Annotated in this window: 13 protein-coding genes; 2 read left to right on the top strand and 11 right to left on the bottom strand. The window is 40.8% G+C overall.

Going from position 1 to position 17,916, the window contains the following annotated elements; all coding sequences use genetic code 11:
* Positions 1 to 20: 20 nt before the first annotated feature.
* The 3 genes from RBU59_RS19880 to RBU59_RS19870 form a co-directional block, all read right to left on the bottom strand.
* A complete protein-coding gene (locus RBU59_RS19880; protein ID WP_308144221.1) occupies positions 21 to 1,295 on the bottom strand; it encodes an adenylosuccinate synthase in 1,275 nt (424 codons plus the stop codon).
* Between the two features lie 339 nt (positions 1,296 to 1,634).
* The gene (locus tag RBU59_RS19875) at positions 1,635 to 2,486 is read right to left on the bottom strand and encodes a DUF4362 domain-containing protein (protein ID WP_308144220.1); all 852 of its coding nucleotides are present in this window, start codon (positions 2,484 to 2,486) and stop codon (positions 1,635 to 1,637) included.
* 210 nt (positions 2,487 to 2,696) lie between these two features.
* Complete coding sequence (locus tag RBU59_RS19870; protein ID WP_308144219.1) at positions 2,697 to 3,140, bottom strand: DUF523 domain-containing protein; 444 nt, start codon at positions 3,138 to 3,140, stop codon at positions 2,697 to 2,699.
* A gap of 353 nt (positions 3,141 to 3,493) precedes the next feature.
* Here RBU59_RS19870 and RBU59_RS19865 point away from each other — a divergent pair, with 353 nt between their 5' ends.
* Positions 3,494 to 3,853, top strand: a complete 360-nt coding sequence (locus RBU59_RS19865; RefSeq protein WP_308144218.1) for a LysM peptidoglycan-binding domain-containing protein — start codon at positions 3,494 to 3,496, stop codon at positions 3,851 to 3,853.
* 146 nt (positions 3,854 to 3,999) lie between these two features.
* Here the strand turns inward: RBU59_RS19865 and RBU59_RS19860 are convergent, their stop codons facing one another.
* On the bottom strand, positions 4,000 to 6,069 hold the full coding sequence (locus tag RBU59_RS19860; protein ID WP_308144217.1) for a glycoside hydrolase family 31 protein: 2,070 nt from the start codon (positions 6,067 to 6,069) through the stop codon (positions 4,000 to 4,002).
* 58 nt (positions 6,070 to 6,127) lie between these two features.
* Positions 6,128 to 8,239, bottom strand: a complete 2,112-nt coding sequence (locus RBU59_RS19855; RefSeq protein WP_308144216.1) for a glycoside hydrolase family 36 protein — start codon at positions 8,237 to 8,239, stop codon at positions 6,128 to 6,130.
* A 375-nt stretch (positions 8,240 to 8,614) separates the two neighbouring features.
* Between RBU59_RS19855 and RBU59_RS19850 the strand changes: the two genes are divergently transcribed.
* The gene (locus RBU59_RS19850) at positions 8,615 to 9,523 is read left to right on the top strand and encodes a helix-turn-helix transcriptional regulator (RefSeq protein ID WP_308144215.1); all 909 of its coding nucleotides are present in this window, start codon (positions 8,615 to 8,617) and stop codon (positions 9,521 to 9,523) included.
* A gap of 31 nt (positions 9,524 to 9,554) precedes the next feature.
* On the opposite strand, the gene RBU59_RS19845 is transcribed toward RBU59_RS19850, so the two are convergent.
* From RBU59_RS19845 to RBU59_RS19820, 6 genes are all read right to left on the bottom strand, one after another.
* Complete coding sequence (locus RBU59_RS19845) at positions 9,555 to 11,573, bottom strand: beta-galactosidase (RefSeq protein WP_308144214.1); 2,019 nt, start codon at positions 11,571 to 11,573, stop codon at positions 9,555 to 9,557.
* Positions 11,574 to 11,689: 116 nt separating this feature from the next.
* The gene (locus tag RBU59_RS19840) at positions 11,690 to 12,427 is read right to left on the bottom strand and encodes a response regulator transcription factor (RefSeq protein WP_308144213.1); all 738 of its coding nucleotides are present in this window, start codon (positions 12,425 to 12,427) and stop codon (positions 11,690 to 11,692) included.
* Positions 12,424 to 14,100, bottom strand: a complete 1,677-nt coding sequence (locus tag RBU59_RS19835; protein WP_308144212.1) for a sensor histidine kinase — start codon at positions 14,098 to 14,100, stop codon at positions 12,424 to 12,426. Before RBU59_RS19835 ends, RBU59_RS19840 begins: the two co-directional genes overlap by 4 nt.
* A 127-nt stretch (positions 14,101 to 14,227) precedes the next feature.
* Positions 14,228 to 15,880 carry an extracellular solute-binding protein gene (locus RBU59_RS19830; RefSeq protein WP_308144211.1) on the bottom strand — a complete coding sequence of 551 codons (1,653 nt, stop codon included), beginning with the start codon at positions 15,878 to 15,880 and terminating at the stop codon, positions 14,228 to 14,230.
* 106 nt (positions 15,881 to 15,986) lie between these two features.
* The gene (locus RBU59_RS19825; protein ID WP_308144210.1) at positions 15,987 to 16,856 is read right to left on the bottom strand and encodes a carbohydrate ABC transporter permease; all 870 of its coding nucleotides are present in this window, start codon (positions 16,854 to 16,856) and stop codon (positions 15,987 to 15,989) included.
* Between the two features lie 12 nt (positions 16,857 to 16,868).
* Entirely contained in the window at positions 16,869 to 17,819 is a 951-nt protein-coding gene (locus RBU59_RS19820) for an ABC transporter permease (protein WP_330698368.1), read from the bottom strand.
* Between the last annotated feature and the right edge of the window lie 97 nt (positions 17,820 to 17,916).

Here is a 17,916-nt window from a genome sequence, read left to right as displayed (position 1 = left end):
ATATTTAAGCTAAATGAAGTTTAACGTTTAATGATTTCATCCCTGCCCGGGCCATTGGATACCAGGGTAATGGGAACTTCGATTTCTTTTTCTATAAATTCAATGTATTTTCTGCAATTTTCCGGAAGCTCTTCGTATTTGGTGATACCACGGATTTCCTGTTTCCAGCCCGGTAATACTTCGTAAACTGGTTTTGCTTTCGCTAATTTCACAGTGGTAGGGAAGTCTTTAGTAACCACTCCGTTTATTTCGTAACCTACACACACCGGAAGCTCATCCAGATATCCTAATACATCAAGTACGGTTAAAGCAACTTCCGTCGCTCCCTGCATTCTGCAGCCATATCTTGTTGCTACTGCATCAAACCAACCCATACGTCTTGGTCTGCCTGTAGTTGCACCATATTCGCCGCCGTCACCACCGCGTCTTCTCAGTTCGTCTGCCTCTTCACCAAATATTTCACTGACAAATTCACCTGCACCAACTGCACTGGAATAAGCCTTTGCAACTGCTATGATATTCTTGATTTCATATGCGGGAATACCTGCTCCGATGGCACCATAGGATGCCAGTGTTGAGGATGAGGTAACCATAGGGTAAATACCAAAATCCGGATCTTTTAATGCTCCTAATTGTCCTTCTAATAAGATATTCTTACCTTCTTTTATTGCCTGATGTAAATAAGCTGCAACATCACAAACATAAGGTTCAACCATTTTCTTATAATCTATTAATAAGTTAAATAATTCATCCGGGTTTATCAATGGCTTGTGATACATATGCTCTAATATGATATTTTTCATTTCACATACGCGTTCTACTTTTTCTCTTAGAGCTTCGTCATCAAACAGTTCTGATACCTGGAACCCGATCTTAGCGTATTTATCCGAATAAAAAGGTGCAATACCGGATTTAGTAGAACCAAAAGATTTACCACCAAGTCTTTCTTCTTCATATTGATCAAAAAGAATGTGGTATGGCATCATGATCTGTGCACGGTCAGATACTAAGATCTTAGGCATTGGAACTCCTCTGTCTACGATGGATTGAACTTCTTTAAACAAATAAGGAATATTCAGTGCCACACCATTGCCTATAATACTTGTTGTATGATCATAAAACACACCGGAAGGAAGCAGATGTAATGCAAATTTACCATATTTATTGATAATTGTATGTCCTGCATTACTTCCACCCTGGAATCTTACGATTATGTCTGATTCCTGTCCTAACATATCGGTAATCTTACCTTTTCCTTCATCGCCCCAGTTAGCGCCAACAATTGCTTTTACCATACCAAATTCCTCCTATTTCTTTCATTCTTTAGAATATTACATACAAAGTATTTTCGCTTACCAGCTGCAATATTCTTTTTTCTCAGAAAAAATGGCATTGTAACAAGATTGCTACAATGCCTTATTACTTTCTTATTATAGGCTAAATTTGTATATAAGTAAAATCAATATTATTTATGCAGTTCATAATTTGTACTTATATTATTCGATTATTTACTAAAACCGGATTGAAATATAAATATATGCAAGGCCAATAATATATATGCCTCTATTTGCGATATAATAAATATAGCCTCCATTTACGACATATTTTTTCATATATACTATACTGCAGACTCATTAATAAGAAATCGCATAAGTATCAATCCGATCTTTAGAATTACTGCTGGTTGTATTTTTTTCATATTCCTCATTTGTAATATCATTCCTATTAGCTAGGTAAATAACTTTATTGCTCTCTTTTTCATAGGTGTTGATATAGCTATATATTTTTTTATATAACTTATCCTCACCTCCGTTAAATACATCCCTGGACATATCTTCAAAGACATAATATTTATTGCCGTCATAAATAAAATCGGTTATCACAGGGTCTCCTTCTGTGGTATACATTACTTTTCTTAAATAACCCACCATACCATTTATTGTATTATTCACAAATGAATTCATTCGGTCTGCTGATTCCGTTTTATCATTACCAACCACAAAACAGTTATCTGCCACCGCTTCTTCAAAGGAATAGTCTTTTGTAATTGTACTCGTTGCAGGCCAGTTATCCTGAACTTTTTCCATTATGTCAATATTGTCTGCCCATATCTGGCTGGGATAGGATTCTGCTATTCTGCCGTCAAAGCTTATCTTTATAATATCTCCCATCCCCACATTTAAAGAAGAGACATCCGAATAATGAACCGATACCGGATCAAACGCTTGTAATCCTCCGCCTGTTTCCTTAACAGCAATCATAACACTGGAATCATCATCCGATATGACGATTCCGTTTATGACAACCTCTTCCTGTCCATTATCATCGGTATTGTCGTTACCGGTGGTATTACTATCGGCTGAATTAATATTATCCTCTGATGTATCTGCTGTTGTATTGCCGGTATCGGAATCAGGTGCTTCCTTTATGAAACTGCAACCAGTGCAGAATAAAAAAACTCCCACGATACAGAATAATTTCTTCATAATGACCTCTTTCCTTGATTATTCAGACATCAATTTGCTCTCCACTAATACATAGTATATAAATTCCCTGTTGACATGGCTCAATACAGCAACGGCTCATAATCTCTTTCCCACCAATTATAGTATTGATCCTCTTCTACTAAAATAATACTAACTTTAACATTTTCATGTTAAATTAAAATCGTATACTCCTACTATTCATCATTTGAATTAATCTTTTTGTTTACACTCTTTTTCCGTAATTATTTTAATACCGTTCTCTGCAAGTAAATCGGCTGTTTTACCGTTACCATCTATAAGATTGCCCTGGAAAGTTCCGTCATAAATTTTGCCATAACCACAGGAAGGACTGTTACTCTTTAAGACCGCCATCTTGCAGTCCAGAAGTTTAGCTATTTTTAACGTTTCTGCCGCCCCTTTATCAAATTGTGCCGTGAAATCGTTCTGGTTCTGGTCCACTGCCTGTCCTTTAACCAGTTCAACCGGATTACGGGGAGTGGTTAATCCCCCTAACTGCTCGGGGCAAACCGGAATTAAGTTATAGTTCTCTTTTAGCTTGTAAACCGTCTCATTAAATAATCCGGTACCGCAATATCTGCAATCAATACCTAACAGGCAGGCACTGACTAAAATATTATTATTCGTTTTTTCCATTTTAACACCCATTGCATAACACATCTGCAGGCAGATGTATATGGCCTCTTTCATTTATTTTCATATAGCCAAACTCGTTCTTCATCTCTATATAAATACAGAAATGTATCTCTATCTGTTAATAATCTAATCCGTTTCATAACTTTCGTCAAAATGTGCGAATCGGCAAATGTGAATAATTGTATGGCTTTTTACGCCCGAATCATCTTATATATAAATATATATTAATATATATTTATCCAACTGGCAATAAAACTTTGTCCATCTGCTATATACTAAATAGATGCTTAATGTGGACTTATGGAATTTAAATCATAATATAATGTATCAAAGTAATTAATTCCGAGGTTATTGTGAATATACATGTTGTTCAACCAACTGATACAATTGAATCAATCGCTAAGTATTATGGCGTAACCGTTACCGGACTGATCCTAAACAACGCTCTTATAAATCCATATGATTTAGTTCCGGGACAAACGATTGTAATCGTATACCCGGAACAGATATATACGGTAAAAGAGGGGGATTCCCTGGTAAATATAGCAAAGACATATAGTGTTCCATTAATACAATTATTAAGAAATAATCCGTATCTTTCAGAAAGGGAGTATATTTACCCCAGAGAAAACATAGGGAAGTTCGGAGAACTTTCCTATGGAATAAAAAAGAGTCTGGCTTGCCAGACTTTAGCGCTCGGAGAACTTCTATGAAATAAAAAGGTCTGCTGCAATTCTAACCTTAACCCATTTGAGACATATAGTTAATATTTACTGAAAATATTAACTTAGCTTGTATCAATGATAGTTACTTATATTGCAGCAGCCCTTAAGATTCAGAATATTAATCTTGTACTTGCTTATTTATAAATCTCGTAACTTTTATTTTCCCTGACCATAACCGGAATAATGTCCAACGGCGCAGGAACAACCACATTCTGCCCGCCCTCATAAACTTTCCTGGTATTAGCATCCGTCCATTTAACTCCCTCCGGCAGATAAATCTTACGCACCGATACCCCCTCTTCCATAACAGGAGCTACAATAAGATCAGGTCCGAACATATACTGGTCTTCTATCTCCCAGCAATTCTTATCTGACGGAAAATCGTAAAACATCGGCCTCATAACCGGGGCTCCGGATTCACTGGTTTCTTTCATACACTCTCTGATATAGGGCCGTAAGGCCTCACGAATATATAAGAACTTCTTCAGAATTTCATAATTATCCTCTCCGAAACTCCATACTTCATTATCCTGCCCGGAAGTCAGCTGCCTGACGCCATTAATAAATTCCTGCTCTCTCTCATACCAGGGCGAACGCTCTCCATGCATACGGAATACCGGGCAGAAAGCACCCCAGGCAAACCACCTGAGTAATAACTCCTGAAATTTAACATCCTTAATATCTCCGCCTAAGAAGCCGCCGATATCCGAGGTCCACCAGGGAATACCGGCTATCCCCATATTAAGGCCTGCCTGTAACTGTTCCCTCATCGCACGAAAAGAGGAATGAATATCACCGGACCAGGTTAATACCCCGTATTTCTGGCTGCCGGCCCATGCGCAGCGGACTAAACTTAAAATATCTTCTTCTCCTTCTGCTTTTAATCCTTCATAAAAGCCTTTTGCATATCCTACAGGATACGTATTGGTACATTGGAGTGCTGTGCCTGCATAATACCGGTAATTATCAAAATCATAAGGGCCGTATTCCGGCTCTGCTTCATCCAGCCAAAAGCAACGGATTCCCAGCTTATAATAGTTTTCTTTACAGCGTTCCCAAACAAATTTCTGAGCCCCCGGATGGGTTGCATCATAGAATACGGTATTTCCCATCCAGTTCATATGATTCTGATTACCACGGTCAGCATTTACCAGGTATCCAAGCTCTGCCATCTTACCATAATTTTCACTTTGCTCATCAATGGTCGGCCATACGGATACAACGGTTTCAATCCCCAGTTCTTTTAATTCTTTCACCATATTCTTTGGATCTGGCCAATCTCTGGGTTCAAACTTAAAATCCCCCTGCCTCGTCCAGTGGAAAAAATCAATAACAATCGCATCCATGGGAAGACCGCGTCTTTTATGCTCTCTGGCAACGCTAAGTACTTCCTCCTGGTTCCGGTAACGAAGTTTACACTGCCAGTAACCCAAACCATATTCAGGCATCATAGGAGAACGTCCCGTTGCCTGGCTGTATTGTCTTTCAATATCGGCCGGTGTATCTCCTGCCGTAATAAAGTAATCCAGTTTTTTTGTACTCACTGCATACCATTCCGTCTTATTGGCTCCAAATGCTGCTGTTCCGATTGCAGGATTATTCCATAAAAATCCGTAACCTCTGTTTGATACCATAAATGGAACACTTGCCTGACTGTTCCGATGTGCTAACTCTAATAAGGCACCTTTTTTATTCAGATTTTTTTCCTGATACTGACCCATACCAAAAATCTTCTCATCATCAAAAGCCTCAAAACGTGCTGTTAAGGTATAATCCGAACTACCCTGAATCGGTTTTAATTCTCTGGCATCAATACGAAGAGGTACACAATAGCGGTTAATACGGTTACGGTTTCTCCAATATTCTTCCGTTAACAGTTCCCCTTTCTGATTATAGAAACTGATCCATCCCTCGTGATTTACCTTAGCTGTAATCTTACCATTCGTAATAGCTGCCTGGGTTCCGGTCTGATGATACCTGGCATATTCCTCTGACTTATACCAGGGGTCCGTTACATCAATTTCTGTAAATGTAATTTCAGCCTTACACTCCGGCACTTCTTCCGTTAAAGCCCAGTTGTTTTCATCCATTTTTGCTTCTGCCGTCATACGGACTCGAAAAGAGTTTTCACCCCAGGGTTCTATCCACACCTGGGTTTTGCCCTCCGCAATGATCAACCTGTTTTCTTCTTTATATAAGTGCATCCTAAATCCTCCTACTTACTGATTAAATCTTTCTTATTTTGTGTCTAACATAAACGCTCTATTTTATACTTAATTTAAATAACCTGGCCATATAATCCCCATCCATTGTCACGTTAAACTCACCTGCCTGAGAATCCCAACTGTAGGGCACTTTTGAATAGGACGGATAAAGGCATTTAGCTTCTACAGCTTTACTGTTAAAAGCCGGTATCGGTAATGTGCAGTTATGATTACTTCCTTCTCTTCTCCACACAGCCAGATAAAGTGTTTCTTCGCACTGCAGTCCAAAACTAACCCATTCGTCGGAATACTCCGATAATCCAAGGGGCCATACCGGTAACCCGGTCTTTAACTTCTGACGTATGGATTTATAAATATCGAGTGCTTCCTTAACCAGTTCCTTCCGTTCCGTACTTAAATTAGCAAGATGCCCGCTCTGATGGATACGAAGAAGTATTGCATTTACCATATTAAAAACTACTTCCTCCTTATCTCCTTCCGTGAGGGGATAAGACCAGATAGCACTTTGCTCCGGTGTTAAACCGCTTGGCGAATTGGCAGCTATGGTACAGTAACAGCGGTAATTGTCCTGATCGCTGGTTGACTGGATACTGTAGCGGGAAAGCATAGCATAATCAATGCGTAAACCTCCGGAGGAACAGTTTTCAATAATGAGCTCCGGATATTTTGCAAATACTCCATCCAGCCAGTTTAGATATGCCCTCTCATGTCCCAGCATACCGTCTCCAACACTGTCAGCATTCCTTTCCGTTCCGATTCCCGGCTCAATATTGTAATCCATTTTTATATATCCGACACCGTACTCTTTCACAAGCCGGTCAATCACTCCATTGGCATAGGTCGTAACCTCAGGGTTACGGTAATCTAGCTGATAACGGCTTCTGTCATAGACACGCTTGCCATGTCTTGTAAAAAACCAGTCATCCGGTACTTGTTTAGCCATATTACAGTTAATTCCCATAACTTCAAGTTCCAGCCACACACCGGGAATCATACCTTTAGCCCGAATATAATCGGTTATTTCACGCAACCCGTTAGGAAAACGCTTCCTGCTCTCCTGCCATTCTCCGACTTCATCCCACCAGTCACCATCCGCATACCAGCCGGCATCGATACAGAAGTATTCACATCCTGCTTCCGCTGCTGCATCTACCAGAGGGAATTCCTGTTCCGCAGTAGGTTTTCCCCAAAGACAGTTCATATAATCATTAAAAATAATTCTTAAACTTTCATTATCTGCATTCGGTCTGCGGATTCTGCGGCGGTAATTCGTCAGTGTACCTACTGCATCTTCAAATCCACGCTCTGTTACACCGACTGCAACCGGAACTGTTGTAAAGGTATCTCCGGGGTTCAGATTCTTAAACCAATGAGAGTAAGTTTCATTCGGTCCGCTTACCGCCAGATACAGGTGTCCGTTTTGGTCTCCTATCTCCCAATGCCAGGAACCATTATGCTCAATCTGCCAGATTAGACCGGTTTTTGTCTCAGTATTTTCTAAATAAGCCATTGGTAAATGTTCCTTGGCAGACCAGTTACCGGTATTGGAAAACTGAATCAGGTTAGAAGAACGCTGTTCCTTCGCCGGCTGAACAAGTTCCATACCAAGCTCCGGAAGCGTATACTTCTTCCAGTTCATTTCACGCTGCCAGCTGTTATGAGGTACCCACACACTCATTTTCTCATCTCTGGAAAGCTTTCCTTCTTTCTCAATACCCTCATAGTTAAATGAAGAAATATAGTCAAGTGTCTGAACATCCTCACCGCAGTTCTTGACTTCATTCCACAGGCGGATTACAGAAAGTTTCTTAAAGAACTGCATATGGGAATAAACATAAACTTTTGTGATTTCATCCACCAGTGTAAACGTTAATTTACGCTCGGTTTCATTTTGTTCATCCGTATGAGATTCATAGCGCATATGATAACCCGGAGCAGTTACGATGTATTTGTTGCCATGACGCTCATAAGGGCGGTCATATCCTGCTAAATTTATCTCTACAAAACGGAATCCATACTCTGTAGACCTCGCTATAATATCCTCTTCCCGAAACGGTTTTGCCGAAAAATGCAATAATTTAAAACACTTATCATCCGCAATCTCAAACACCATGTAAATCCCATTTTCATTAATATTGATTCTTTCCATTGTCTTCTCCATTCTTAAGTAAACTTTTGAGTTATTACAGTATCTGTTAATATAAACTATTTTCACCATATTTATTTCACATTTACTAAACTAGAATTTAACTCTAGCACAACATAGCCTTTTATCTTATATTATTTTTACAGTCCACGAATTCGGGTTTTGTGTCCGTATGTCTTTCCTGCAACGATTCATTTCTATTATCAGTCTACCTGGTTATGGTAATTAGTAAATACATACTGGCGACAAAATCTTATCTGTTAGCGACCATTGTAATTTGTAGTAAAAATGTTATTATAAGAATAGGCCCGCCATTCTTCACGACTACTCTGGAACGATATAAGCTTTAAATGAAACTATTATATAGGAGGTTTTTATATGCCCTTTTATCTGACAACAGACAATTTTCCGAAATCGTCTTTTATGAATCGTAATATTTTTCCTGAAAACTGGATGCATTTTCCCCGGATTCCTAATGAGTATCTGTTATTTATGATTAATGATGGAACTTTATATATCAGTGAAGATGCTGTTAAATATGAATTGCATGCAGGTGATATGTTATTATTGGAACCGGGACATTTTCACGTGGGATATAAAACATCCTTTGTGGATTACTATTTTATTCATATGCCTTCGGATACATTTCAACCTATCGATCTCGAATCAAGAAATGAACTAATGAACTATTTTCAGCAAAATAAACATAACTATTATAAGTCCGACCCTTTTGGGTATGAACTATACGATTCCTTAAAACCTCTGATACCCAAGAACATGCACCTTGATAACTCGGTTTTTTCCCAAATACACAGCAAAATGGAAGAAGTGACTTTCTCTCTTGCTTCTAGGGACGAATATTATAAACTGATCTGCTCTAAAACTATCCTGGACATACTAATTTGTCTTTCCAAGTGTTACTTAGATCATATAACTTCGGCGGCTTCCAATACCGAATTCTCTGCTAATAAAGATATCCGGGTGGAACATGTTCTGTCGTTCCTTCAAAATCTTTACCAAACCAGAATAACAGGTAAAGATATTGAAGAACAACTTCATATGAATTTTGATTATCTGAACAGACTGTTTAAAACCCAAATTGGAATGACCATATTTGAATACCTTAGAATCTTGCGGATAAACAAAGCAAAAGAATTTTTAGCTAACAGTAATATGAAAATCTTTGAAATTGCTGCTTTAACCGGTTTTCCAAATGAATATCATTTTAACCGTGTCTTTACTAATGTAGTAGGCATATCTCCGGGAAAATACAGACGTTTTATATAACTTATCGAAAGTTATTTTTCAAACGATTCATTCAAAAGGCAATCATTGGGATCGATACCGCCTTTTCCTCTGTCGGACTCTGCTGCCCATCTTTAACCAGGTAAAGGCTCCTGCTGCATTCCTGCACACTTTTCACCATCTCTGTATAAGGCTGGGAACAGATATCAAAGAGTCCGATATTATAATTTTCTCCATCGAAACGTCCCAGGACAAATTGATCATAACATTGAAAATAATGACATCCCACCCCAAAGGCATGTGCTGCCACACGTTCGCAATAATACCGGTAAGCAGCTCCTCTGTCCCTCTGGCTTGCAACACCCTCAAGACCGGTTGCTGTAAGTCCTGCATCCAAAGCGCCAAAATGAAATTCTCCGATCATTACCGGCAGATCCACGCCCAGATCTACGATATTCTGAATATTAACAGTGGGATCTACAGAATAACAGTTTATGGAAAATACATCGAAATTTTCCCATCCCGTGACTAAATCCGGATCAGACACCCAGGCCCATCGCATTCCTAGAATCATGTGATTGGAGTCCACTTTCCTGCACTCTCTGCAGGGAATTTCCACATAAGCCTGCAGCATTCTTCTGGAAAATTCCCTCATATCCTTTCTTGCCTCCTCAGACCAGTGGGAAACATTCTGCCTGGGCTGGTAAAAGTCATCAAAATCCTCCAGCACAGAGTGATAAGCTTTATTCAGTTCCGTGATTTCACCATATTTTTCTTTCAGGAAACGAATCAGCTCCTCTTTACATTCTGTCCGCTCAATATTGTAGAGTACCTCATCTGCCAGAACCAGATTATTAACAAACGCCCAATTGGGTTCATTCCGAAGAAAATAGCCAATCATCAGGGGATCATTTTTTCGTGGCTTAAGTGCTGCGGCGCATCTTTTGGCTTCTCTTGTGTATTCTTCACTAAATACATCCGGAAAATCTCTAAAGATCATCCGGCTGGTGCCAGGAAATTCCGGAAGAGACATCACATACGGCATTTCTGTTGTCCCAAATAACCGCTCATCACTCCAATTGCCCAAGGTATTCATGCCGAAACGGCGGAGCTGCCCTGTAATCATCTTCTGCCATAGGGGATACCAGTTCTTACCCAAGGCCCGATACAGATTCGCCTGGCTGTAGGAAAATAGAAGTCCGTTTCTCCCGGCCTTTTCTTCAGTACTCCATCCTTTGGTCTTTCGAAACATTTTACGATATTCGGGCTCAGCTTGGTCCGGCAGCCAATCCAGCCATTTCTCCACGCCGTCCACGCGGCAGTCAGCCCTAAGGCCCACACAGTCCGGACCCACGCTGAAAAATGCATACCCGGATGGATCTGCCAGAAACCATTTGCCATCTGCTTTGTATTTTGTAAAATATCCCGTCTCCTCACCCAGCTTTTTAAGTTTCCATCCGCCGAAGACCGACCAATCGCCAAAAGGATACTCCGTTCGATTCTCAGCTTCCTGTTTCTGAAGTATTTCCTTTAGTTCACTTAGATCCTTTACTTTGGAACTCCACATTTTCTGCTTGTTCTGACCGAATTCATCTACCATCTTTCCGCCTGCAAGCGGTTTAAAAGACGGATATTCCTCGGAGAGTACAATATCAGTTATCTTCAGCGTAAAATCATGGAAGACAGGAAGTGTCTCCAGAACGATCTGTTCGATTTCTTCCTGAACTACTCTTCTGCCATGGCAGACCTGCTTAAGCTGTCCGACACCAGCCTCCGGGAACAATACATGACCGTCCATCCAGTTCCGGTCGATGCAGATTGGTGTACGTACTCCCGGAAGAATACCGAACTGCACATCAAAAGCCGGACCCTTCCCACTGTCCTTTACATATACTCGAAGGGCAAGCACCACGCTGTGATTTTCACAAGCCTCAATATAAAAGGATACATATCTTTCCTGACAATCAATCAGTTCAGGAAGGAGTAAGCCTGCCCCCTCCGCTGCCATCCGAAGCTTGGCAGTGTCCCCATCTCTTTCAAGCAATGTAATCCCCTTATTAAAAATTTTGTTTTGAATTTTAATTTTCTGCATTTTTTCCTCCAAACATTTCGTAAGCTTACTTACGAAACTGCTCTAATAAAATATGGAAAGGAATCAAAATGTGGCATTCCTTTCTGTTATTTGGCTCTAAAATAGCATAATTCTTTTTATTTCTGCTTTATTCTTCTATATTCTTTTGGTGTCACTCCATATTTGTCTTTGAAAAGTTTCGAGAAATATTGGCTTTTTTGATACCCCACCTGCTCCATGACTTTACGTATCTGAAGTTCCGTCTGCTCCAGCAGCTGTGCTGCTTTCTGCATTCTGACCTCCATGATGTAATTAGATAGATTTACGTCTGTGGCCTCTTTAAAAATTTTTGACAGATATGCAGGATGAAGATGGACAAGCTCTCCCAGGGCATCCAACGACAGATTTTTGTCATAATTCACTCCAATATATTTTTTTATACAGTAGATAACATCTGCCTGATTGTTTGTTACTCCCTCCCTATTCTCTACACCAGCCTGTCTATCGAAGCTTTTTTCCAAAACACGCTCCAACGATTCCTCAAAATCATTCTTCAAAACTGGTTTGACTAAATATTCTGACACACCATATCGTATAGCCTGTTTTGCATATTCAAACTCGCTGTACCCGGATATAATAACAACTTTCGTCGGATAGTGATTTTCTTTAATGATTCTAGACAGATCAAGCCCTGAGAGTTTGGGCATCTTAATGTCTGTGACCAGAAGTTCCGGTCGGTATTCCAGCAGCAGATCTCTGGCCATGGAACCGCCTTTTGCCGTCAGTACCTGGCAAAAGCCATAGTTTCTCCAGTCCACCAGCTTTTTGATATATTCAATCATATATGGTTCGTCATCTACGATTAATACCCTCATTCTCCATATCCTCCGGTATAAATAGTAAAATATACTAACAGCCCACCCCAAATACTTTTTCCAAATCTAAGGCCGGCAGATCCGTCATAGTAATTAATCAACCTCTGGTTCACATTCCATAAACCCACACTCTCATCTTCCGCCCTTTCTTTTCTGTTAATCCGCGCTATTAGTTCATCGATTTTCTCGTCTGTCATCCCGTCTCCGTCATCGGAGATCTCGAAACGTAAAACATCTCTTCCCGGTTCATAAACTTTCACATAGATATGACTTGCATTTTCCCGTTCCTCGATGGCGTGCTCAATGGCGTTCTCAATGATTGGCTGAAGAATCAGGGGAAGAATCTTCCTGTCATAGATCTCTTTCGAAGCTTCTATGGTGTACTCAATTTCTTTGCGTATTGCAGTAATCGCCAGATATGCTTTCGCATAGGATACTTCCTCGCCGACGGTTGCAATTGATTTATTTTTGGTACAATAACGGTAATAATTGGATAGATGTACTGCCATCTCGGTAACTGCTTCCGGCTGGTCAGCCACAGTTACTATATAAGAAAGGCTGTTATACAAAAAGTGGGGATGGATTTGGAGCTGTAACTGTCGAAACTCCGCCTGATTTCGGAGGCGTTGCTCTATGAGAGTGGATTCTATCAGCTGACGGATTCTGGTCACCATGCGGTTAAACTGACCGAAGACATAGGTAAATTCATTGTTTGGCATTTCTGTAATCTGAGCGTTAAAATCTCCGCCTTCTACCTGTTTTAACTTTCCTGTGATAATCCTCAGCTGAAGCAGAATATTGCTGTAATACAAAATCATGAATATCAGGCCAATCAAAAGGAGTAACACCAAAAGACCTCCTGTTATCCGGGTAATATTTGCAACCGGCCGCATCATCGCTTTCAGAGGATAATAAGAAACCAGCTCCAGACCATTCTTAACAATCCCAGACCGTATCATTTGAAATTTGCCCTGGGCGATGGACAGTTCATAAGTCAATTCACCATTTTCCCTTTCACCCACGGACCGGACCAGTTCTTTCTCTTTCTCACTGCCGGAGAAGAGACTTTTCTTCTGTGAATAAAGGAGTATCGTTCCTCCCGGATTCATACCGGATGCCATAGTCTTGACCTTATACAGATAATCCCTATCCATCCGTATGATCAGGTACGGTTCATCATCTGTTTCAACCCAATCCGTTATGTACTGCCTGGCGAAATAAACTTCATTATCATAGATAAACCATTGATTGTCTTCCACCGACTTAAGCATAGTATCTTTTACCATATTTAACGATGTGGTGGTGATAATACGCTGCAGTTTTGGCCAGTACAAAATAAACTGTGCCATACCCACATTACTATTTTGGCGCCGCCCTAAATATTCTTTCATCTGATTGACATCAGTTACATACCGATAAGCATCATATTTCTCCATGAGTGTGAGGTGCAGTGTCTTAAGATCATTGCTGTTAAGAATTCCGTCTGCTTCAATTTCAATCTCTTTGATTTTCTGTCCGAGAAGCATCTTGGAATACTCCATTTGAATCTTCGCCGCCTGCATCAGAGATTCCTTCAAACTTGATGTGCTATACTCGCACAAAATGGCAAAACCTGCGATAATCATAACCAGAAATAAAGCAAAAATATTAAAGATTGACTTTATTTTTTTCATATGCCATCCCATTTCTCTCAATAAATCCATTGATATCTGTTATCATTATAACAAATTTAGCAAATGTTTACTATATAAGCATAAGGAACCGCTACTCCTTTGTAACAGTTCCTTATATAAATAGATTTTATTTCACAGACTGATACCACTCATTAACTTCTTTGGTGATTTCATCGCCGCCTTGGGCTTTCCAGTCCTGGACAAATTTGTCGAAAGCATCCGGAGACTCTTTGCCATATATGATGTTAGTGTACACCTGTTTCTCCATTGTCTGAAGCTGCTCCCAGTTCTTCTTCATGGTAGGAGTGGGTTCACCGTTAAACAGATTCGGAAGCAGTTCATCCCTGTGCCCGTTAGCAGTCACATAACCTTCTGCTGTATCCGGAGTGGTCTCAAAAGCAGCTTTCGCCCTGATTTGTGCACTGGTCTCCGCCTCTTTTTTTTCGCTTACATCAGCATAATCCTGCATCGTGTCAAGAGCCGGTGAATTCTTGAGCACTGTTGATTTACCAGGCATAAACGGATCGGTTACGGCTGGTTCAAACAATTTTGAGTCAAATAACACTTTACCATCCACAATATCATAATCATAACCCTCCAGATATCCATACTGGAAATCGCCGGTACCAAATGCTGCATCGTACAACCAGTCATAGTAATTGAAGAATGCTTCCATATAATTAAAATTTTTATTGAACATCAACCAGCCGTCGTTAATCTGTGCGGATTGGTAGGTTGGCTCTTTATTGTCCTGAAGAATATTGGGGTACGCTTTAATAACGGCATCCGGTGCTACGGACGTAACATCTCTGACTGAATCAATAGCCCAGGGACGTCCAATAAAGATACCGGCTTTTCCCTCTGTAAACTGATTCATGGCATCCCACGCACCGGTTGCTGCTGCTTCCTGGAAGATCCATCTACTGGCATGCCACCCGGCCATACGTTCCAGGGTCTTTTTGTTGCCCTTATCTATAGATCCGTAGGTCAGATTGCCATCCGTATCCTCCTGCCAGCTTCCAGGAATATGTTTCCCTGAATTTGCAGAGAACAATATCACGGGATCCGCTACCCATCCACTGCTGTAGATATCGTTACCTGTATAAGTGAAACCATACGTGTCATTTTTACCGTTTCCATCAGGATCATCCTCAGTGAACGCCTTGATTACTGCTTCGAATTCATCCATATTAGTGGGAGCCTGTAGTCCCAATTTGTCCAGCCAATCCTGACGGATAATCATAACCTGCCCCTCTGTCAATGCAGGTGCACATGCAATGCCATAAGTCTTGCCGTCCTTAGTCACCGGATAGAATGACTGGGGATATTTGTCATAGATCTTTTTCAAACGCTCCGGCATGTATTTTTCAATGTCATCATCAATGGCTTTCACATGTCCGGATTCGATCATATCGGCAATCATCTGCGTACCGTATACCGGAAATACATCCGGCAGCTCCTCGGAACCTGTTAGTGCCAGTCGCAGTTTCGTATCATAGTTGTTAGCATCTCCGCCTAGAAGTGTGGTCTCCATCCTAATTCCCAGCTTCTTTTCTGCAAGCTCCATCATGGGATTCTTATTAATATCTTCCCCATCTCCGTATCTTCCCGTGTTCTCATCCAGCTGTTTTGCAATGGTGATGGTGATGGTCGGATCGTATTTTCCATCCACATTCTTGACAGCGGCTGTTTCTTTGTTGTCTCCCCCATTCTGACTGCAGCCTGCAAAGAGCAGTGCGGATGCCAGTATGAATGAAAGGATTGCCTTTTTGTTTTGCATACTATTCCTCCTCAATTAATTTTATTATTTGGTATAATTTTATTATGAAACTTATTAATCATGAAACCTTGACAACAAGGTACTTGATTCTACTTTTTAGTGTGCGTTATTCTTTTACAGCCCCCACGACTATTCCTTTTACAAAATACTTCTGCAGAAACGGATAAACCATCAGTATAGGCAGTGCGCCAATAAATACCTGTGCTGCTTTAATGGTGCGTTCCGACATGGACGCTGCCGAAGCAGGATCCAGGGCCAGATCCTGCTGGTTGCCCTGTACCACAATTACCTGGAGAAAGGAGGCCAGCGGATAGTTTTTGGTATTCGACATGTACAGGATTCCCGTGAACCATTCATTCCAATTGCCTACCATAATAAAAAGAGCAACGGTGGCTAAGCCTGCCTTGGACAGCGGTAGAAAAATCCTTATTAGAACAGTGAAAAAGCTTGCTCCGTCAATTAGTGCCGCTTCCTCCAGGGCTTTCGGAATTGATTTGAAGAAATTCATAATCAGAATCAGATTATAACAACCGAAAGCTCCAGGAAGTATGTATACAAGAAAATTATTTTTTAATCCCAGAGAAGTATTTACCAAGTAGGACGGGATCAGACCGCCTCCAAAAAGCATGGTAAATACAAAGAACCACATCAGTGCTGTCCTGCCTCTGAACTCCTTTGAAAGAGCATAACCCGCTGTCGTTATAACGAACATGCTAAGAAACGTACCGGTAAATGTCCGAAGAACAGATATCACAATGGAACGGATGAAATTACTGTTGTGGAAAGTCTTCACATAGGCCAGTACGGTAAAATCTACTGGCCAGAAAGTAACGATTCCGCTGTTTGCCGCACTCTTACCGCTAAGGGAGATGGCAAGCAAATTGACCAGCGGCAGCAGACACAGTAGTGCTACCGTAACAAGGAATACTGTATTGCATACCACAAATATTTTTCTGCTTAAAGATATACGTCTCATAATATATTCCTCCTAAAAGATTCTGTAACCTGCAAATTTATATGCAATCTTATATGAGACAACCGTAAGGAACAATCCGATGGCCGACTTAAAAAGTCCCACCGCCGTACCGAAGCTATACTGTCCATTTACGAGTGACTGCCGGTATACATAGGTATCAATGATATCCCCTGTGCTGTAGGTAAGGGGTGAATACAGGTTGAAGATCTGGTCGAACCCGGCATTCAGCACATTTCCAAGGCTGAGTGTTGCCATGACAATAATCATAGGTGCGATTCCCGGCAGTGTAATATGCAGAGTTTGCTGCAAACGATTGGCTCCGTCCACCTCCGCCGCTTCGTAAAGACCCTGGTCAATGTTCGAAATAGCTGCCAGATACACAATCATACCGAAGCCGAAGCCTTTCCAGAGGTCTGAGATGACTGCAATCTGCCGGAACATTCCCGCCTCGCCCAGGAAAAAAATAGGCTCCACGCCGAATTTCTGAAGAAAACTGTTTACAATTCCATCCAGTCCCAAAATATCCCGAAGCATACCGGCTACCGTTATCCAGGAAAGGAAATGAGGCAGATACACCAGCGTCTGAACTCCCTTTTTTAGTCCCACATTCCTTACCTCATTCAGAAGCAGTGCCATGATGACCGGTACGATAAGTCCAAGGATAATTTTGCTGACGGCTATGATTAGTGTATTGATAATGGCCTGGTAGGATTCTTTAAATTCGAAAATCTGCCTGAAATTTTCCATTCCCACGAATTCCGATTTAAAGATTCCCATCCATGGCTTGTAGTTCTGGAAAGCCATGATCAGGCCGCCCATAGGCACATAACAGAAAACAATTGCCAGAACGAAGCTTGGAAGAATCATTATATAAAGCGGCCAGTTGTGCTGGATTTCCTGCTTCCAGGTTTTGCGCGAAACTGTTTGTTTTTTGGTCATGATTTTTTTCGGATTCTCATTCATTTTTCATGCTCCCATCCACCTTGTACTTATTTTTTTATTTCATAAGAAAAGTATATAATATTGCAGGCATAGAATAATACACCCCGATTTTAAGGTT

The organism is Anaerocolumna sp. MB42-C2, assembly GCF_030913705.1.
In the GTDB taxonomy this organism is placed as follows: domain Bacteria; phylum Bacillota; class Clostridia; order Lachnospirales; family Lachnospiraceae; genus Anaerocolumna.
Note: the sequence above shows the minus strand (reverse complement) of the source record. Positions and strands in the feature narration are given on the sequence as shown.